Source organism: Halomonas sp. NYA30 (assembly GCF_976980765.1).
The window spans coordinates 3,664,076-3,683,061 of the sequence record NZ_OZ334477.1; the positions used below are offsets into that span (position 1 = coordinate 3,664,076).

The following is an 18,986-nucleotide window of genomic DNA, read 5'->3' on the forward strand; positions in this document are numbered from 1 at the left end:
TACCTCATATCACTTGTCTTGCTTATCGGTCCGATGTAGCAACCATGGTTCGCTGACTACGACATGCAGTGGTGACCAGGAACGCACCTGCTGCCAACATTGGTACCGTCAACAACTGTCCCATAGTGAGCCAATCAAAGGCGATGAAGCCCAATTGAGGATCGGGTAAGCGCACAAACTCCACGATGAAACGGAAGGTGCCATACAGAAGCAGGAATAGACCCGAGATAAGCCCTTGAGTTTGCGGTTTCCGTGACACCCACCACAACACGACAAACAGCACCACACCCTCCAGGACAAACTCGTAGAGTGCTGATGGATGTCGGGGTTCAGGCCCCAAGCCCAGCATGGGAGGGAAGATCATCGCCCAGGGCACTTCGCTGGCCCTCCCCGGCAACTCGTGATTGATGAAGTTGCCCAGACGCCCTGCCCCCAGACCGATCGGCACCAGCGGGGCGATGAAATCGGTCAGCTGAAGGTAGGCCAGGCGGTGACGGCGAGCGAACAGCCAGGCGGCTACCAGCACGCCGGCAAGACCTCCATGGAAACTCATGCCCCCTTCCCAAATCTTGAAAAGCCATAGGGGGTTGGCTATCAGCTGGTCGAGCCCGTAGAACAGCACATAGCCCAAGCGCCCTCCAATGATGACGCCCAGAGCGCCATAGAAGATCAGGTCACCGATATCATCGTGGGTCAGGCCGAGGCGGTGCGCTCGCCGCCGCCCCAGCCACCATGCGGCCGTCAGCCCCACCACGTACATTAGGCCATACCAATGTAGCTGTACCGGTCCGAGGGAAAATGCCACTGGATCGATCTGTGGGTACGCAATCATGGCAATTTCCTCGCGCCCTTCAGGCTTCTATGAATCGCTCGACGCTACGCCAGCGGGTTAGCAAATAGCCAAGCGTGCTTTCTTATCTACCAGCATAGCCTAATGGCCTGAATACAAACTGAATCTTGACTCACGAAGTGCAAATTCAACCTAATTCCAGGGGGCATCGCTAGTGCACCTCACATCAAGTACCACTGACGATTCGTGTTAGGCTGGGAGCCCTCGAGATACGGCATTCGCGTATCTAGAATGTGCCACCCAGCCTTGTCGATCCTGACGTTATGCATGATTCACATGGCGGCATTTCCACAGATAGTAGACACAAGGCAATACTAGAAGCGTCAATATCACCGCGCTCAACATACCGCCCACCATCGGGGCCGCAATGCGACTGATCACCTCGGAGCCGGTCCCCGAGCTATACATCAGTGGCAATAGGCCTGCGATCGTCGAGACTGACGTCATCATTACCGGTCTCACCCTGAGAGCAGCACCGTGCAGCACGGCGTGGCGAAGAGTCTCCCGACGGGGTTGTACTCCCTTGTGTTGGCAGCGCTCGAGCATCTGCTGATAGGCCTGGTTGAGATATACGAGCATGATCACTCCGATCTCGACAGCCACCCCCGCTAGAGCGATAAATCCCACTCCCACGGCCACGGAGAAGTTATAGCCCAGCAGGTATATCAACCAGATAGCCCCTACCATGGCCAGCGGCAGCGTGCCCATGATGATGGCTACCTCACTGAAGCGTTTGAAACTCATGTAGAGCAGGATCACTATGATTGCCAATGTGAGAGGCACCACATAGCTCAACTTCTCTTTGGCACGCAACATGTATTCATACTGCCCGGACCACGTCACCGAATAACCGGCGGGCAAATCGAGCTCGTCCGCCACGACGTCCATGGCGCGCTGCACATAGGTACCGACATCCACGCCTTCGATATCCACGAAGGTCCAACCGTTGGGACGTGCGTTCTCGCTCTTGATCGCCGGTGGTCCGTCCTCCACGTAGATGTCCGCCACGTCGGCTAGCGCGATGCGCTGCCCATTGGCGGTCACGATCGGCAGCTCGGCCAGTCGCTCAGGGGAGTCCCGGTAATCCTGTGGGTAGCGCAGGTTGACCGGGTAGCGCTCCAAGCCCTCGATGGTCTGAGTGATGTTCTGACCACCGATAGCGGTTGCCACCACTTGTTGCACGTCTGCAATGTTAAGGCCATAGCGCGCAGCCTGAGCGCGGTTGATATCGACTTTGATATAGCGACCTCCGGCCACCCGCTCGGAATAGACCGACGCAGTACCGGGAACATCGGCAAGGATCGTCTCCAGCTGCTGTCCGATGGACTGAATCTGCTTGAGATCTTCTCCGCCCACCTTGATGCCCACCGGCGTCTTGATCCCGGTCGCCAGCATATCGATGCGCGTCGAAATCGGCATCACCCAGGCATTGGATACCCCCGGTATCCGCACCAGGCTGTCGAGTTCCTTCTTGAGCTTGTCGGTGGTCATCCCCTCTCGCCACTCTTCCCGCGGTTTGAGCTGAATGAATGTTTCGATCATGGTCAGCGGCGCAGGGTCGGTAGCCGTGTCGGCCCGTCCGATCTTGCCAAACACTGTGTCCACCTCCGGCACGCTGGCAATGAGTTTATCGGTCTGCTGAAGGAGCTCCCGCGCCTTGCCGATCGACAGCCCTGGATAAGTGGTCGGCATGTACATCAAGTCGCCTTCATCCAGGGGTGGAATAAACTCGCTGCCAATCTTGCTGACCGGCCAGAAACCTACCAGGGTTATCGCTAGCACCAGGGCGATGGTCGTCTTTGGGAATCTCAATACCGCCTTGAGTACCGGCATGTAGACCCCGACCAGCAGTCGATTGACCGGATTCTTGTGCTCAGGAAGTACGCGGCCGCGGATGAAATAGCCCATCAGCACCGGAACCAAGGTGACCGCCAGCCCGGCACTGGCTGCCATGGCATAGGTCTTGGTGAAGGCCAAGGGTGAAAACATTCGCCCCTCTTGGGCCTCGAGGGTAAAGACAGGAACAAAGCTGACAGTGATGATCAGCAAGCTGAAGAAAAGCGCCGGCCCCACCTCCACCGCCGAATCGGCCACCACCTTCCACCGGTTTTCGGACGTCAGCGGTGTACGCTCCATGTGCTTGTGCAAGTTCTCGATCAACACGACGGCACCATCGATCATGGCCCCGATCGCAATGGCGATACCCGCAAGCGACATGATGTTGGCGTTCATACCTTGCCAGTTCATGACGATGAAGGCAGTGAGAATGCCCATCGGTAGGCTGATCATCGCCACCAGTGCAGAGCGCAGGTGGAACAGAAAGAGTACGCACACCAACGCCACGATGGCCAGTTCCTCGAGCAGACCACGCAACAGGTTGTCCACCGCCTTCTCGATCAAGCCTGAACGGTCGTAGACCGTCACGACCTCGACCCCCTCCGGCAGGCTGGACTGGAGCTGCTCAAGCTTGGCCTTGACGCCATCGATCGTTTTCTGGGCATTCTCTCCTGTGCGCATGACGACGATGCCGCCGACGGTCTCACCTTCCCCGTTCAATTCGGCAATGCCACGGCGCATCTGGGGTCCCACTCCAATGTCGGCAACATCCTTGAGCAGCAGAGGCGTTCCGTTGTCATCCACACCCAGCGGAATACTGGCAAGATCCTCACGACTCTGGATATAACCAGTGGCGCGCACCATGTACTCGGCTTCGGCCATCTCAACGACCGAGGCGCCCACTTCCTGGTTGCCCCGCTGTATGGCAGTCTGGATGTGGGCCAGCGGGATGTCGAAGGCACGCAGTTTCTCCGGATCCACCACCACTTGGTATTGCTTGACCATGCCGCCAAGCGCCGCGACTTCAGAAACGCCCGATACGGTCTGAAGCTCATACTTCAGGAACCAGTCTTGCAGGCTGCGCAGCTCACTGAGGTCATGTTGGCCGGTCCTGTCGATGAGGGCGTAGAGATAGACCCACCCCACGCCAGTGGCATCTGGGCCAAGCTGTGGGCGCGCACTATCCGGTAGCGTGGGCGCTACCTGGGAAAGGTACTCCAGCACACGAGAGCGTGCCCAGTAGGGATCGGTGTCTTCGTCGAAAATCACATAGACGTAGGAGTCGCCGAAGAAGGAGTATCCGCGGACTGTCGCCGCCCCGGGGACCGACAGCATAGCCGTAGTGAGCGGGTAGGTAACCTGATCTTCAACGACCTGCGGTGCCTGTCCAGGGTAGTTGGTCTTGATGATTACCTGCACATCGGACAGGTCCGGCAGAGCATCAATAGGAGTATTCTTGACTGAGTAGATTCCCGCCCCCGCCAGAATCACGGCAGCAAGAAGCACGAGAAAACGGTTGCTGATGGACCAGCGGATCAGAGCAGGAATCATTGCTTACTCTCCCCCGCACCATGACCTTCATGGCTCATCCCGTCTTGATGGTCACTACTCGCGCCACCCCCCACGCCGTGATCCACAACCGAATCGTTGGATGCTTGGGTAGCTACATCGTCTACATGCACGTCTCGGAGGAGATATTCGTCTTCTGCAACCCGCTCAATCTCGACATGGACGTCCATGCCTGCTTTAAGCTGCTCAAGACTGACCGTATCAGCAGCCTGGAAATTCATGCTCATGGCCGGCCATTCCCAAACCGCTATAGGGGCATGGGAAAGCGTTACCATGCCATGATCCGGCATGACATCTTCGACGCGTGCCGGCACCCATACGGTCTCAACAAGGGAATTCTCATCGGCCTCTTCAGCACTGTCACTATGCTCCATTCGTCGAAAGTCTGATGTTCGACTTGACTCGGAATCCAGAAGGAACTGAGCCGACGTAACGATGCGATCGCCCTCCTCAAGGCCCGATAATATCTCGACGGTTTCCCAACCCACGCGCCCGACGTCGACTTCGATCGATTTGAATTTCCCATCACCCAATGCAAGAACGACACGCGACTGGCTTCCGGTGCGAATCAAGGCCTCACGGGGTATTTGCAATGCCTCCAACGTCGTGTTTGACATAATGGTCAGCTGAGAAAACATTCCAGGTTTTAGCGCCAGGTCATCGTTAGCGAAACGCACCCTTACACGAGCCGTACGCGTCTCACTATCAATACTTGGATATATATAGTCCACCACCCCTGTCCACTCCCGTTCGGGTAGATAGTCAAGAGTCATGCGAACCTCATCTCCCTCAGCGATCAACGCTGCCTGGCGCTCAAACACCTCTCCGACAGCCCACACATGATCAAGAACGCCAATACTCATCATGCTCATTCCTGGCTGTACGAACATTCCTTCACGCACCTGCAAATTATCCAGGACGCCACTTTGGGGCGCACGCAAGATGATCGCCTGACTCACTTGACGACTGTCCCTTAGCTTCTGGATAGCCTCATTGGGCACCTGTAACGCGCGCAGCCTTTCCAAGGCGGCAGAAATCAGACGTTGGTTGCCGCGGTTCATTGCAAGCAACAATTCTTCCTGTGCATTCACGAGCGTCGGCGAATAGATCGAGTAGAGCGGTTGACCTTGGGTAACACGATCGCCTTCGGACTTGGCAAATAACTTTTCTATCCACCCCTCGACGCGGGGGTGGATATGCACCAACTTGTCTTCATCGTATTGGACATAGCCAACTGTCCTTACCGTGGCGTCAAATGTATCCTTTTCGACAACGCCCGTTTTAACACCAAAATTGTTGACGACATCAGGAGAAATCTTGACTGTTCCTGGGGTGTCCCCTTCGTCTTGATCATCATAAACAGGCACTAGATCCATCCCCATCGGGGATTTTCCAGGCTTGTCTCGCTTGTAGTTGGGATCCATCGGCGCCACCCAGTAAAGGGGAGTGCGTTCTCCACTCTCTTCCCCACCAGTCTTATTACTATCTTTTCCAATAGCCGTTTCTACTGCGTTCAGGACGAATGTCTTCCCTCCCAGAACCATACTGCCGGACACGCCCAACAGGACGCCTAACGATATAACGAAAAAGTACCTACCCATTTGATTCATCGTGATGTCTCATTCCAGACTTGAGAAGTCGTGAGTTAGCGTGAAGACGTGCCTTGGGACAGCAGGTAGTTGATATCTGAAATCACCTTGAGTCGTTGGGCTTTCAGGCCTATGAGCTCCACACTCGCATTGGTTTCATCAATTCGTGCCCGCACGGCTTCTGCAAAATCACCATCGTCATTGTTATAGGCATTCAGGGAAGCTTCGGCCTGCTCGCTCAGCTCGGGCAATAATCGTTGCGTATACAGGGTTAATCGTTCATCGAGGCGCGCCAACTTAACCCAATTGGTTTCCAGCTGGGCAATCAATTCACGAACCAAGGTTTCTCTCTCGTACCGGACCGCTTCATGACGTGATGCCGCTGCTGCGACATTCTTGTCCTGACGATTTTCCGTGAACACAGGTAGATCGAAGGCCACTCCCACAGAGAACAGGTCGGACCGGCGTCCGCCCATAGGGTCGTCCTCGCGGTAGCCGTACTGTGCCGATACACCCCATTCTGGTTTGTACTGCTGCCTCGCCACATCGACCCCAGTCTCCATGGCATCTATCTTCTGCTCCAATGCCAGCACTGCAGGGTGACGCCTCACTCGCTCATACCACAGCTGACGACTGGGACGTTCAGCGTCAGTGAAGAGGCTTGGCTCTACCAAAACAAGCTCGGGGAAGTCTTCCGCTATCGGTAGCATCGCCTCACTCCCCAACCATTCAGTTAACTGCCGCTCTTCTGCCTCTTGTTGCTGTCTGAGATCGGTCAAGCGATCCTCCAGGCGAGTCAGCTCCAACTGAGCACGAATCACATCGTCTTGGCGGGTCATTCCGAAGGCGGACGCATAACTCACCTCGGCCACCTCCGCTAGCTGCTCGAACAAGCTACGATCACGTTCTATCCGACTGATGCTCAGCTGAGCCCGAGTGGCTTCCAGCCAAAGCTGGCTGACCACAGCCTCGACTCTCGCTTCTCTGTTCTGGCGCAACATCGGCTGCTGGGCGGCAAGCTGCTGCTTCTGTTGCTTGGCAAGCACCAGGCTATCCCCTCTGGGAAACAGCTGGCTGATGCCGATGCTGAACTGGGTCATACCTTCTTGATTCAAGTCAAAGGTATCAACCGGCAGATTTCCCGCTTTCAATGAAATCTGGGGATCAGGGAGCTGGGCCGATGCAATGGCCTCGTTCTCAAGGGCGGTTTCAATGGACGCACTTCCGGTTAACCAGGGGTCCTGATCAATGGCTATCTGTATCGCTTTTTGCAAATTGTCCGTTTCACTTCCGGCAACAGCAATAGCTGGCATCCAGGCGACACCCAAGACACCGCTGAATAACAATGCAGCCTTGATCACAGTGGACCTCCAAACAAAAGGATTACGCTCAAAAAAATACAGAAAATTTAATAAAATAAATAATCAAACATTAAAAACTACGTTTACTAATTACTTTAAAATCATTAAACGAAACATTTAAAGTAATTGTTGGCCAGCATTAGCCGGCCAACTTTAATTTATCACTGAATGTCTACATGCAGACTGTACCGGTGTGTATCACTTTCCCCACGCCCCCCCGTATCTCCTGAAACAATCAAGCGGTACTCGCCTTCATCGAGTCTCTCATCAATTTTGAAGTCTCCATTGACAGAATTAGCTTCCGAAACGATATTGCCGGATGCGTCCATCAGTTTTGCTTTCATGCGAAGCATAAAGTTTGATCCAGGAAAGTGCTCACTAGCTATCTTGACCTCGGAGCTTTCGTTTAATGAGAGCACATACTCATGAGGAAACCCGCTGGTCAATATTCCACTAGGTGTAACTCCCTCCGTCAGCTGTTTGGCCTGAGATTCAGAGTATCCAAAGCTTGCGAATGCTGGTATGGCAACTACGCTAATGATTGCGGCGGCAAGTGACGTTTTGATTTTCATTTTAACTCTCCATTCCTGTTTGATGACACGCTTAGAATACAGCGCTTACCTGCAACCACCCTTAACATCCAAATTGAAAAAAATGACTTGAGTCATTTTTTCTTCTCATACTGCCAAACGAGCTGAGGGTAGGACGTGATGAAGGTTTTTAACCTGTGGCAGAGCAGCTTTTGTAAGATATCCTTAAAGCAGACTTCAAGGTCAAGGCCTCATTTTAAATTTCGATGTACAACCGAAAGGTTTGCCATAAGCGCCCGTTGAAGACTTGACCTTTGGGCAGCCTGGCGGTTGTAAGCTGGCTACGAGTAAACAAATGAGGGTAAGCCAATGCGAGTCTCCGAGCTGGCTCAGACGGGAGGGGTAACGGCAGAAACGGTACGTCACTATACAAGGGAAGGGTTGTTGCAACCGCACCGCGACCCGCGCAACGGTTATCAACTCTACGATATAGAGTCCTTGGGGCGCCTACGTTTTATCGACTGCCTGCGTTCGCTGGGCGTTAGTCTTCCAGAGATCAAACAAATATTATCTTGGGCGGATCAAGGCACCGTAGAGTTTAATGAACCAGTACCACTCGCCACTCAAAGGCGACGTCTTCACTTGCGGACCCAAGAACTTCAGGTGATAGCGCGATGGTTAGATAACATGAACCAAGACAAGATGACTGAAAGCTTCAGGCTGAAGGAACTAATCGAATCGCTTGGGACAGGTAAATTAGTTTTCGAGGCTAATGATTCGCGAAGTAATCATTAGTGATGCTGCGAAGTCATGGCACTGTGCGTATCCACCATCCCTATCATGGATTGCAGATGCCAGAGTTACCAGACGGCAAACGTAATAATCAGCAGCGCTGCTAGCGTACGAGTCGCGGGGCTACGTATCCATATTGAGACACGGCGCGCTGCCACTCCGGTCGCTAGGACGGCAGGCAAGGTGCCGAGCCCAAAGGCCCCCATCATCGCGGCGGCACGCAATGGCTCGGCTACAGCAAGACTCCAGGCCAGCATCGAATAGATTAGCCCACAGGGCATCCAGCCCCATAGCGAGCCAAGTGCGAATGCTTGGGGTACTTTTACAACAGGCATCAAGCGACGGCCTATTGGTTCGATGCGGCGCCACAGGACGCGCCCCAGTGCCTCGATACGTAGCAAGCCCTTCCACCAGTTGGCGATATACAGTGCCATTAGTATCAACATGACCGCCGCCAGGATACGCAATACCAGGGCGAAGCTCTGAGCAGCTAGTACGGCATCATGGGCCCGGCGGCCCGGACGGAAACCGTAACTGTGCTCGCTAAAAGTGGGATCGATCAGCGGTTGTAGAACTTGCAGCAGTGCCTGTTGAATAAGACGGTCAGTCACGGTGGGTATCCCCAGTTCTCGTTCGCTTCCATCTGGCTTCGGAATAGCCACTCGGCGGACAGGCTGAGGATAATATCGACTGGCAAGAAGCTGCTGTCGAATATCGGGCCAGGCCCACCTTAGGTGCTCGGCGGTCTGAGCAATATCCAGACCATCGATGCCTGCTGCTCCCTTGTTGGCACGCACGCGCTTCCATGCACGTAGCATGTTCTCTCTTGCGAAGGCCCGCTCAAGCAGACCTTGCCCTGCGTCCTCCGGCACTTGTCGCGGGAGGCCAGTTTCATCGCTGGAGCAGGACGACAAGGCTTCACCTTGGCATGCCTTCTCCCGCCCCGCAGTCGCGGGCATCTGATGCGTTACTGATCTCATCGACAAGACGTTTGACGCTCCTTCTCGTTCGGCCCTTTGCTCCAAAAAAAAAACGAGGAGCTACTACGGCCTCTGCTGACTTCTCGCTCCGTGGGGTCACGTTGCCCTTTCAGGCATAAGGCGAGATCTCCCCGGGTAAGAACACACTCCTTCACCGCACAACCGCCGGATATACGCTACGTCGCCTTGGCCACAAGAGCTTCGCGGCTTCTTGCCCGCTCGCCCTGCTTGGCAGCGCCTCCTATCCGGTTCTTGTTCATCGGCTCGCGGTTTACGCTCCACGCTTCCTTCCCACGGTTGGTCACCCTTCCGCAGTTGCGCTTCGCTTCGTTCGCTGTGGCCAGCTTACGGGAGGACTTGCACCTCCAGGAGTGCGCCCGTGCCGGGCGCACAAAAAAGGCCAGCACGAAGCTGGCCTTGGCAATCAAATTAAGACTTTTAGTACGTCACGTAAGCTCATTTCGGTTACTGTTATCCTCAGCATTTCACTTCACGAGCCATTATGATACAGCAAAAGTCACATTGACCTGTCCAGTTCGAAATTACCGAGCAAACTCACATCGCTATTATCTACTGGATACAGCTTGCTCAGCTCCGGAGCGAAGACTTCTTGTTTTCCAGCCGAATCAATAGCGCAAAGCATCTATCCACGCGCCAATATGCCCGTATTGTGAAAGCCTGGGTCACCGAAATGGGTCTAGATGCGTCAATCTATGGCACACACTATGCGGCGCACCAAATCGTCTCTGATATATCGACGCACGAAAAACTTAAGGGCTGTACAACTGTTCCTAGGTCTCCCGAAGTTGGAAAGCCACAACCGGTGAGGTAAACAGTGCCTAATGTGATAATCGGAAAGATAAAAATCTGACGTGAACGGTTTTATGAAAAAATAAACATCAGTCCGCTTTTTCCAAGTCGTTTATGAGCTGTTTCATTTCCTCAATTTCGCGACGCTGTGCAGCAATGATTTCATCTGCCAGCTCACGGACACGCGGATCTGAAATTTTCGCTCGCTCACTGGTCAGGATCGCGATTGAATGATGGGGAATCATTGCTTTCATGTAATCGGTGTCATCTACGGTAACCTGGCTACGGACGATCCATAATGCAGCAATGAAAAGCACAGCACTGCCTGCATAGATGGCGATGTTTATCTTTTTTTTCTGATACATATTGAGCATAAAGCTCAACATCACTACCGCCATCACAGCCCCCATGACAAGAGCCATCCATGCTCTAGTTTCGCTCCAGAAAACATGGTCAAAAGCGTACGTGTTCAGATACATCAACCCATACATAATGATTGTCGATGTAGCGACCATTGCGACGAAACGCCAGTAAGACATTTTCATAGATTTTTCCTTTAAAATCAATATAATAATGAAATTATCGCATGATGCCTACGTACTCGTATTTTGCGATTTTGAGCGGCATGGGAGTACTGATACACCGGTTCAGCTCAGCTCGTTTCAATAGGCAGACCTGCTGCGTTCCAAGCCGCCCATGACCCTGGCGTGTTCGCCACGTCGGAGAAGCCAGCTCGCTTCAGAAGGCTGGCGGCAATCGAGGCTCGATAGCCTGATCCGCAGTAAGTGGCGATGGTCTTGTTCGGATCTAATTTATCTAGTTGCTCGGCAAGATGGACGACGTAAATATGCTTTGCGCCCGGTACTCGTCCATTGGCAACCTCATTGGGACTACGCACATCAAGCACCTGAACATCGGGCTCTTCACGCCGAGCGTTCAGCTCGTGGACGGTCCACTCCTGCAACCTGCTCAGGGGTAGTGCCGCATTCTGCCAATCCGTTATACCATTGTGCAGGTAGCCACGAATGTCATCCAGGCCGATGCGGTAGAGCTGGGTAATGGCTTGATGGACATCTTCTGTCGACTCGCCCACCAGCAAAATTGGGCGGGAGTCATAGAGCATCCATCCCGCCCAACTGACAAACTCGTTACGTAACGCGATGTTGATAGCCCCTGGCACATGGCCACCGCCAAATGCCAGTATTGAGCGAATGTCTACGACCTGCATGTTGGCGTTGCCAGCAAGTGATTGAAAGTCATCAGGCGACAGCGGCGGGGCCAGCGATAGGCTTTCCCACTGTTCGATGGCACCGACGTTCAGCTTCTTCAAGCGCGCATAGTGTCGTGGCGGTTCCGGCATATCGGCAAGCAGCGTGTCAATAAACGCCTCTTCGCTACTCTTTTCCTGCAGTACAGAATTAAAAAGCCGTTCGTTGCCAAGCGTAGATTGATGCCTGTCACCTATCGACTTACCGCCCGCCGAACCGGCCCCATGAAAGGAATATATTTCTATCCGATCGCCCAGCGGCAGATAACGATCAAAGAGAGTGTGAAATAGCTCACTGGCCAGCTTTCGTTCACTGCCCTCTCCAAGCAAATCAGGGCGCCCAACATCCAGGTTGAACAACGTGTCGCCAGTGAATAATGCGATGGGGTCACTGCCTTGCTGCGTATCGAACAGCTGAAGAGAAATGTGTTCAGGCGTATGGCCCGGCGAATGCATGATCTGCAGCCTTACCTGGCCGAGTTCCAATACCTCACCATCGCTGACATGGCGAAGGTCGAACCGGTATTCATCGGAGCGGCCACCAATAACCTGCGCACCAGTGCGGTTCGCCAGTGATTGAGCACCGGATACAAACTCTGCATGAATGTGCGTTTCGATGACATAGGCAATTCGCAGGCCTTGCTCTTTTGCCATCTGCAAGTAGATATCAATATCTCGACGAGGGTCGATTACCGCGGCCACTGCCGCCTTGCTGTCACCAACCAGATAGGAAACCTGTGCTAGGCCACTTGTAAAAAAAGACTCGAAAATAAGCATCGCTACCTCCTTTAAAAGATGGGGGGTGTCATTGCCCAATCGTCCAATATTTTTACGTAAAACGCGTGTGCTTCCTCGTTGTCAACTAACATTTAAGATAGAACGATTTGGCCACTGCAACCACAGTGAAACGTAATCGACGTTAATCTCACAAAAAACGTTAGTCTGTTCGGGGGCCCACTTCTCGGCGCAGACGCTTTTGCAGCTTGTTAAATTCACGCTTCTGCTTCGCATCAGCCAGCTCAGGCTGGTCGTGCTCGGCGTCAGCTGGGGTGGCTCCAACCGTATTAAGGTGAGCAGGATCAAAGTGATCAAGAGTTTGCATGGTATAAGCACTGCCGAGGGTAGAAGGCGTGAGATAAAAAAGTAATAACTATTCTAACAACACTCACCGCCTGACCCAACTAATCAGACGTAGCCACACAAGATATCGCAATTGAAAATGACTATTTTGAACGCTGCACCATATCTCGGTGCGAGGGTAGCTTGGAGCGAGGGTCTTTTGTCATGGCCGGAAAATATTCCCGACAGTTCCGGCATTTCCACCATCCATGGCGGTCAGATGACAAAAGTAGCGCCCTGGGAGGGGTTCACAGCGCCCTCGCGGAAAGCTGCCCTCGCCACGATGAAGGAGACTACTATGCCACCTCCGCCATAACGCGCTGCAGGCGCATATACAGCAGAGCGCTGGCGGTGGCTTCTCCAAGCACACTCTGCACGCCCATGTCGGGCACTTGCCAACACGCCAACGCCTGAGCGAAGTTGCTGGGTGCCTCGACCTCCGGGTGCAAACGCCGTAGCTGGCGTTGATGAAGCTTTGCCACGTCGACCTGGGCGTTGGGCAGGGCAAAATTCAATCGCTTAGTGAGCAGCGCATTTAATGCCCCAATACGCTGCTCTAACTGCCAGCCAACGATGGGGCGATTGCCGATAAATTCAACTAATGCGCTCAAGTTATCACTGTTTGGTGGCAACACCGCCCCCGCTTCGCACAGCAAGTGATGGCGGCGCAGCGCTGCGCTTTCGGGCTGCTTCGCGCTGCCTAGGGTGATCACAAAGGCACGACTGGTATGTACCTGCCGTTGGCTCAGCACCACTGCTGCCAAGCTAATTACCGGCACGCAGGGCGCGGGTGTTACCGTGCAGGCGAGCGCCACCAGCTCATCCCCCATATAGGGCTGAAACAGCCAAGCATAGGGAGAGTCAGCACAGCGTCGACGGTCGCTTTCGCGGCGTAGCAAGGTGCGTAATGAACCACTAAAAAGCGTCACGTGTCGATCCAACAGCCGCATTCCGCTCACGAATACTCCAGGTGATAACGATGAGAAAGCCGCTGTTTAAAATCTTTGACGATATGCAGAGCTTCGCGCAGTAGGTCGCGCTCAAGGGAAGAGAGGTCTTGCACCACAACACGGTTAGCGCGACTGCTCTTTTCGGCGCCAGCCTGTTGCGCGTCGACACTCATATCCAATGCGCTTAGCTGCTGTTTAAGACGTAGTTCGGAAAATAGCGCCAACGCCTCGCCGAGGTCATCGGCAAAGCGGCGATCCAAACGCCCATCGGCGGCCAGGGCGTCGAGTCGATCAAGGGTCGAAGTTGCTTTAATACGCCGTTCAAGCGCCATGGTGCGCACACCGTGAACTATGGGAAAAATGCCGCCTTTTTTAATATCAATGCCGTGCTGGGGCTTTTTTAGCGACCCAAAAAGGGTTAACGGCGTAGAGAATCGCAGCGCCGTCCGGGCAAAGTATGAGAGCAACAGTTCATCACCCGAGCAGCGCTCAAACAGTTCGTCCCTTACGCTTTCAAGCAAGCGCGGATTGCCCGCCACTGCGTGGGCATCTAGCATAATGGCGAGCTTCATTAAGCTGTCGCCATCACGCTCATGGGCCCACTTGGCAATGCTGGCTTTCCACTGGGACACCGTGCCTACCCACTCGGGGTTAGACACCATAATGTTGCCGGGGCACGGCGGATAGCCGAGCTGAATCAGGGTATCGGTAAGCGTCTGCATCTGCTTGGCAAGATCAGGCCACTGGGTTTCATCGGCAATAATCAAGCCGTTATCCTGATCGGTTTTTAAAATCTGCTCACCGCGCCCTTCGCTGCCCATCACCATCATGCAGCTCTGGGCGTGGTAACGCTCATCAATGGTGAACTCCCAGGCCTTGCTCATTATGCGACCGTTGAGCGCGGCAAGCAGATCCATCGCAAAGCGCAGCTTAACGCCCTGGGCCATTAGCGCCTTGACCAGCTCTGGTGTACGTTGGCTAGCCGCCAAAAGCGCCTCTAAACTGGTCGCCTGTTCGACCTGTAGACTCACTACATAGCTGCGGCTGGAGAAGTAGCTGAGTACATCAGTAAGCTCCACCACCCCCTTGAGCTCGTTTTGCTCCAGCACCACCACCCGGGCTACTTTATGGCGAGTCATTAGCACTAATGCTTCAAACAAGTATTGATCAGATTCGACCGTCACTAAGTTGAAATGGGCTACCTCATCAACCGGCGATGACACCGCACTGGTGCCTAACACCAAGCCATTTAAAAGATCGGTTTTAGTCACCATGCCAAGCTTACCCTGGGTCTCGACCAGCAGGCTGTCGGCGTGGCTATCATTGAGCTGCTTCACCGCACTGGCAATATCTGTCGTCGCCGCCATCAACAGCGGTTTGCGCATACACTCGCTCACCTTGGCCAGCATAAAGCCCGCCATGGTGACACCGCCTTCGGCACGCTTTTCCGTCAGCATGCGCGCTTTATGGGTCAGGGATTGACGGAAAAAATTACTGAAGTCCGGGTAATGACGACACAGCTGCTGAAACAGTGCCTTGGGCATTAGGTAGCACAAACACTCCTGCTCGGCCTTAAAACGGTAGCGGCTTTTGCCGTTGAGGATACTGATCGCGCCAAATATATCTCCCGCCGTATAGTGTCCAATCCGAGAGCTTGACGAGGGCAGCGTTGGATCAATTTCCGCCACCTCACCTTTATGAATAAGATAAACAAATTCACCCGCCTGCCCGGTCTCTAAAATGGTTTCGTCGCGGTCAAAATAGGCAAGGTCAATACCACGGCGAATGTGGTCACGCCCTTCCTCATCTAAAAGCGTAAACGGCAGTTGGGACAAATCCACATCGACCATGGTGTATGACCTCATTAAACGGAGCCGGGACTAATCAGCCTTTGCCTTAATGCAAGCGAGCGAACATAAGATAAAACAAATAAATATCGTGACTGAGTGCCGCTTCACATAGACTCTCCCACTCCAGTGCATCAAAAAGCAATTATCAATTATTGTATGAAGGAGGTGGTATGGGTATAAGGATTCACTTCAAAAGTAGCAAGTAGATCTTTGTTATACCTTTAGCTATAACGCTAACGTCGAAGCGACTTTTGATACACGACCAAAGTATCTGTTTTCACAAACTGAGCTTAGCTAGATAGACAAGAGCACTATTTAAAGTAGCAAATAATACGCTTTACTGACTTACTAGACTATCGTCCCATAACGCTATAAACGCCTACCAACATCGCTTAACAGGCAATCAAAATCACCTATTTTCAACAACATGGAGAAAAATATTCACTCTTCTTACGTTTATTGATACCAAAGTATGGGATTTATTTTTTTGTATTTATTGCCCACTATTAGCAGTGAGTCATGTGGGGTAATCTCACGTCACTAACTAACTCGACACTCCGTCGCGGATAATGATAATAAAGGTGGCGCTCTGACAAACAGTTGATTCATCACCTATCAGTTCGAGTGGTTTCCGACGTGCGATTACCCATAATGGATCACACGCTATTCCTCGTGAACTTTCCCAACCTTAAAAATCACAAGTGGAGAGAAACACAATGGCAGACGACAAAACCAATGCTGCTGAATACTGGAAAGCAAACGTCCGCTTAATTTTCGGATGCCTAGCCGTTTGGGCATTTGTTTCTTACGGATGCGCTATCCTCTTTCGCCCGCTGCTCGCCGGCATTCCGGTTGGCGGTACTGACCTCGGCTTCTGGTTTGCACAACAGGGCTCTATTTTGACTTTCATTGTCTTGATCTTCTTCTACGCCTGGAAGATGAACAAGCTTGATGAAAAATTTGGCCTTGGGGAGTAAGCCAGCATGAGCCAGTTTGCAATCAACTTACTGTTCGTCGGCGCCTCCTTTGCCCTATATATAGGCATTGCGATTTGGGCGCGCGCCGGCTCAACGAAAGACTTCTATGTCGCAGGCGGCGGGGTTCACCCCATCACCAACGGGATGGCCACTGCGGCAGACTGGATGTCAGCGGCGTCGTTTATTTCCATGGCGGGTCTGCTGGCCTCCGGTGGCTACGCTAACTCCTCCTTCCTGATGGGCTGGACCGGTGGCTACGTTATCCTCGCGATGCTGTTAGCCCCTTACCTGCGTAAGTTTGGTAAGTTCACCGTGCCCGACTTCATCGGTGACCGTTTCTACAGTAACACCGCTCGTTTCGTTGCGATCGTGTGCTTGATTGTAGCCTCGGTTACCTACGTTATCGGCCAAATGACCGGTGCGGGCGTGGCGTTCTCACGCTTCTTGGAAGTCAGCAACACCTGGGGTATCTGGTTAGCCGCGCTGATCGTATTCCTCTACGCCGTATTTGGCGGTATGAAGGGCATCACCTACACCCAGGTGGCGCAGTACATTGTATTGATTATCGCTTACACCATTCCAGCCGTGTTTATTGCCTTCCAGTTGACGGGCAACCCGATTCCCATGTTCGGCATGTTCAGTACCCACACTGAGTCAGGGGTGCCGCTGCTTGAGAAACTGGACGATGTAGTGAATGCGCTTGGCTTCCAAGACTACACGGCGGATGTAGATAACAAACTCAACATGGTGCTGTTCACCCTGTCGCTGATGGTCGGTACTGCCGGTCTCCCCCACGTTATCATTCGCTTCTTCACCGTCCCGAAAGTAGCTGATGCACGCTGGTCTGCTGGTTGGGCACTGGTGTTTATCGCGCTGCTTTATCTAACCGCACCTGCGGTCGGTTCCATGGCACGCCTGAACTTGGCAACGACCGTGTATCCGGAAATGGCGGGGCAGGTAGAGAACTACGAAGAGGCGACACAAAACCCGATCCTCTACGAAGATCGTCCTGAGTGGTTCCGCACCTGGGAAGACACCGGCCTGATCACCTTCAACGACCTGAACAATGATGGCCGTATCCAGATGTATAACGATGCTGTCGACTTTTCAGAGCGTGGCTGGGAAGGCAACGAGCTAGAGGTTAACAACGACATTCTGGTACTCGCTAACCCGGAAATTGCCAACCTACCCGGCTGGGTAATCGGTTTGATCGCGGCAGGCGGTATTGCGGCGGCACTCTCCACCGCAGCAGGTCTGCTGTTGGCGATCTCGTCGGCAATCAGTCACGACTTGATCAAAACAATGATCAATCCGAAGATTTCCGAAAAAGGCGAGATGCTGGCAGCGCGAATCTCCATGGGCGGTGCAATTCTGTTGGCCACGTACTTGGGGCTTAATCCGCCTGGGTTTGCGGCACAGACGGTGGCGCTGGCCTTTGGTATTGCCGGTGCATCGCTCTTCCCTGCACTGATGATGGGCATCTTCTCCAAGCGGATGAACAACTCAGGCGCAATTGCCGGTATGTTGGCAGGCTTGATTTGCACCCTGCTTTACATCTTCACCTTCCTGGGCTGGTTCTTCGTGCCGGGCACCAATATGCTGGCCAATACGCCGGACAACTGGATCCTGGGCATCTCGCCACTCTCCTTCGGTGCGGTAGGCGCGATGATCAACTTCGCCGTTGCCTTCGCGGTCTCCAGAGTGACTGCTGAGCCGCCACAGGAAATTCAGGATCTGGTGGAAAGCGTTCGCTATCCGAAAGGTGCTGGCATGGCGATAGATCACTAAGTCATACTCCTTTCCAACGCGTTAGCGCAACATGGTGCTAACGCTTAGGAAACGACCTCACCATCGGGCTTCCTTACGGAGGCCCGATGCTTTTTAGAGATGGCCTTAGAAAGGAAATTTTATGATTTGGCATTTAATCGCTGCTGTTTTTGCAGGTTTGGCGGCCGCGGGGATTGGCCTGATACTGCGCACCTTAAGCGGCAAGCGTTTGCCTAAGTGGATAGTGCCGGTGTTTGGCGGGCTGGGCATGCTGGGCTATCAAATCCATGTAGAGTACAGCTGGTTTGAGCATAAGCAGGCACAGCTGCCTGAGACCGCCACCTTGATTTCCAGTGATACGGGTACCGCGGTATGGCGCCCTTGGACCTTTGCTATCCCGATGACGACAAAGTTCAGCGTGGTCGATAGCGAAAATATTCGTCTCTTTGAACAGGATGGCGTTCGTTTGGCGGAGTTTATCCTGTATCAATTTGAACGCCATCACACCGATATTTTGATTACCCAACCCTTCCTGCTCAACTGCGAGAGCCGTGAACTAGTTCCCCTGGAGGAAGCGACCCGAGAGCCTATTCTGTCTGAGATTCGTACACTACGGGAAACCTCGCCATTACTAAGCAACGTATGCGGCTAATAAAGTGATGCTCCCAAAAGCGAATTAGCCCATGTAGTCATTGCACTATTTCGCCTAGAATAGAGCCCCTTACAAGCAGGTCGCACA

General features: G+C 53.3%; 15 protein-coding genes. 4 read left to right on the forward strand and 11 right to left on the reverse strand.

Annotated elements, in window-relative coordinates; all coding sequences use genetic code 11:
- Nucleotides 1-22: 22 nt before the first annotated feature.
- From lgt to ACWI0H_RS17115, 5 genes are all read right to left on the reverse strand, one after another.
- Nucleotides 23-832 (reverse strand): prolipoprotein diacylglyceryl transferase, encoded by an 810-nt coding sequence (lgt, locus tag ACWI0H_RS17095; RefSeq protein WP_101146613.1) that lies wholly within the window; start codon nt 830-832, stop codon nt 23-25.
- Between the two features lie 279 nt (nt 833-1,111).
- Nucleotides 1,112-4,237, reverse strand: a complete 3,126-nt coding sequence (locus tag ACWI0H_RS17100; RefSeq protein WP_485874039.1) for an efflux RND transporter permease subunit — start codon at nt 4,235-4,237, stop codon at nt 1,112-1,114.
- Nucleotides 4,234-5,865, reverse strand: a complete 1,632-nt coding sequence (locus ACWI0H_RS17105) for an efflux RND transporter periplasmic adaptor subunit (protein ID WP_483052374.1) — start codon at nt 5,863-5,865, stop codon at nt 4,234-4,236. The genes ACWI0H_RS17100 and ACWI0H_RS17105 overlap by 4 nt, the downstream gene beginning before the upstream one ends.
- Before the next feature lie 35 nt (nt 5,866-5,900).
- Nucleotides 5,901-7,205: a TolC family protein gene (locus ACWI0H_RS17110; protein WP_232774886.1), complete on the reverse strand. Its 1,305-nt coding sequence runs from the start codon at nt 7,203-7,205 to the stop codon at nt 5,901-5,903.
- Between the two features lie 161 nt (nt 7,206-7,366).
- Entirely contained in the window at nt 7,367-7,777 is a 411-nt protein-coding gene (locus tag ACWI0H_RS17115; protein WP_101146611.1) for a hypothetical protein, read from the reverse strand.
- A gap of 327 nt (nt 7,778-8,104) precedes the next feature.
- Here ACWI0H_RS17115 and ACWI0H_RS17120 point away from each other — a divergent pair, with 327 nt between their 5' ends.
- On the forward strand, nt 8,105-8,530 hold the full coding sequence (locus ACWI0H_RS17120; RefSeq protein WP_044630842.1) for a MerR family transcriptional regulator: 426 nt from the start codon (nt 8,105-8,107) through the stop codon (nt 8,528-8,530).
- 65 nt (nt 8,531-8,595) lie between these two features.
- On the opposite strand, the gene ACWI0H_RS17125 is transcribed toward ACWI0H_RS17120, so the two are convergent.
- The 6 genes from ACWI0H_RS17125 to ACWI0H_RS17150 form a co-directional block, all read right to left on the reverse strand.
- Entirely contained in the window at nt 8,596-9,345 is a 750-nt protein-coding gene (locus ACWI0H_RS17125; RefSeq protein ID WP_485874040.1) for a sulfite exporter TauE/SafE family protein, read from the reverse strand.
- 1,061 nt (nt 9,346-10,406) lie between these two features.
- A complete protein-coding gene (locus ACWI0H_RS17130) occupies nt 10,407-10,862 on the reverse strand; it encodes a DUF305 domain-containing protein (protein ID WP_022522170.1) in 456 nt (151 codons plus the stop codon).
- Between the two features lie 107 nt (nt 10,863-10,969).
- Nucleotides 10,970-12,361, reverse strand: a complete 1,392-nt coding sequence (locus ACWI0H_RS17135; protein ID WP_101146693.1) for an MBL fold metallo-hydrolase — start codon at nt 12,359-12,361, stop codon at nt 10,970-10,972.
- Nucleotides 12,362-12,521: 160 nt separating this feature from the next.
- Complete coding sequence (locus tag ACWI0H_RS17140; RefSeq protein ID WP_485874041.1) at nt 12,522-12,686, reverse strand: hypothetical protein; 165 nt, start codon at nt 12,684-12,686, stop codon at nt 12,522-12,524.
- A 313-nt stretch (nt 12,687-12,999) separates the two neighbouring features.
- Nucleotides 13,000-13,653 carry a 3'-5' exonuclease family protein gene (locus ACWI0H_RS17145; protein WP_485876255.1) on the reverse strand — a complete coding sequence of 218 codons (654 nt, stop codon included), beginning with the start codon at nt 13,651-13,653 and terminating at the stop codon, nt 13,000-13,002.
- Nucleotides 13,654-13,658: 5 nt separating this feature from the next.
- A complete protein-coding gene (locus ACWI0H_RS17150) occupies nt 13,659-15,503 on the reverse strand; it encodes a DUF294 nucleotidyltransferase-like domain-containing protein (RefSeq protein ID WP_485874042.1) in 1,845 nt (614 codons plus the stop codon).
- Between the two features lie 716 nt (nt 15,504-16,219).
- Here ACWI0H_RS17150 and ACWI0H_RS17155 point away from each other — a divergent pair.
- The 3 genes from ACWI0H_RS17155 (at nt 16,220) to ACWI0H_RS17165 (ending at nt 18,899) form a co-directional block, all read left to right on the forward strand.
- Complete coding sequence (locus tag ACWI0H_RS17155; protein ID WP_176302347.1) at nt 16,220-16,480, forward strand: DUF4212 domain-containing protein; 261 nt, start codon at nt 16,220-16,222, stop codon at nt 16,478-16,480.
- A gap of 6 nt (nt 16,481-16,486) precedes the next feature.
- A complete protein-coding gene (locus ACWI0H_RS17160; protein ID WP_485874043.1) occupies nt 16,487-18,268 on the forward strand; it encodes a sodium:solute symporter family protein in 1,782 nt (593 codons plus the stop codon).
- A gap of 121 nt (nt 18,269-18,389) precedes the next feature.
- Entirely contained in the window at nt 18,390-18,899 is a 510-nt protein-coding gene (locus ACWI0H_RS17165; protein WP_485874044.1) for a hypothetical protein, read from the forward strand.
- Nucleotides 18,900-18,986 lie beyond the last annotated feature (87 nt).

Bases quoted from the DNA above. Each gene is read 5' to 3' on its own strand.
- lgt (WP_101146613.1), bottom strand. From the start codon at position 832: ATGATTGCGTACCCACAGATCGATCCAGTGGCATTTTCCCTCGGACCG.
- ACWI0H_RS17100 (WP_485874039.1), bottom strand. From the start codon at position 4,237: ATGATTCCTGCTCTGATCCGCTGGTCCATCAGCAACCGTTTTCTCGTG.
- ACWI0H_RS17105 (WP_483052374.1), bottom strand. From the start codon at position 5,865: ATGAATCAAATGGGTAGGTACTTTTTCGTTATATCGTTAGGCGTCCTG.
- ACWI0H_RS17115 (WP_101146611.1), bottom strand. From the start codon at position 7,777: ATGAAAATCAAAACGTCACTTGCCGCCGCAATCATTAGCGTAGTTGCC.
- ACWI0H_RS17120 (WP_044630842.1), top strand. From the start codon at position 8,105: ATGCGAGTCTCCGAGCTGGCTCAGACGGGAGGGGTAACGGCAGAAACG.
- ACWI0H_RS17125 (WP_485874040.1), bottom strand. From the start codon at position 9,345: ATGCTACGTGCATGGAAGCGCGTGCGTGCCAACAAGGGAGCAGCAGGC.
- ACWI0H_RS17130 (WP_022522170.1), bottom strand. From the start codon at position 10,862: ATGAAAATGTCTTACTGGCGTTTCGTCGCAATGGTCGCTACATCGACA.
- ACWI0H_RS17135 (WP_101146693.1), bottom strand. From the start codon at position 12,361: ATGCTTATTTTCGAGTCTTTTTTTACAAGTGGCCTAGCACAGGTTTCC.
- ACWI0H_RS17140 (WP_485874041.1), bottom strand. From the start codon at position 12,686: ATGCAAACTCTTGATCACTTTGATCCTGCTCACCTTAATACGGTTGGA.
- ACWI0H_RS17145 (WP_485876255.1), bottom strand. From the start codon at position 13,653: ATGCGGCTGTTGGATCGACACGTGACGCTTTTTAGTGGTTCATTACGC.
- ACWI0H_RS17150 (WP_485874042.1), bottom strand. From the start codon at position 15,503: ATGGTCGATGTGGATTTGTCCCAACTGCCGTTTACGCTTTTAGATGAG.
- ACWI0H_RS17155 (WP_176302347.1), top strand. From the start codon at position 16,220: ATGGCAGACGACAAAACCAATGCTGCTGAATACTGGAAAGCAAACGTC.
- ACWI0H_RS17160 (WP_485874043.1), top strand. From the start codon at position 16,487: ATGAGCCAGTTTGCAATCAACTTACTGTTCGTCGGCGCCTCCTTTGCC.
- ACWI0H_RS17165 (WP_485874044.1), top strand. From the start codon at position 18,390: ATGATTTGGCATTTAATCGCTGCTGTTTTTGCAGGTTTGGCGGCCGCG.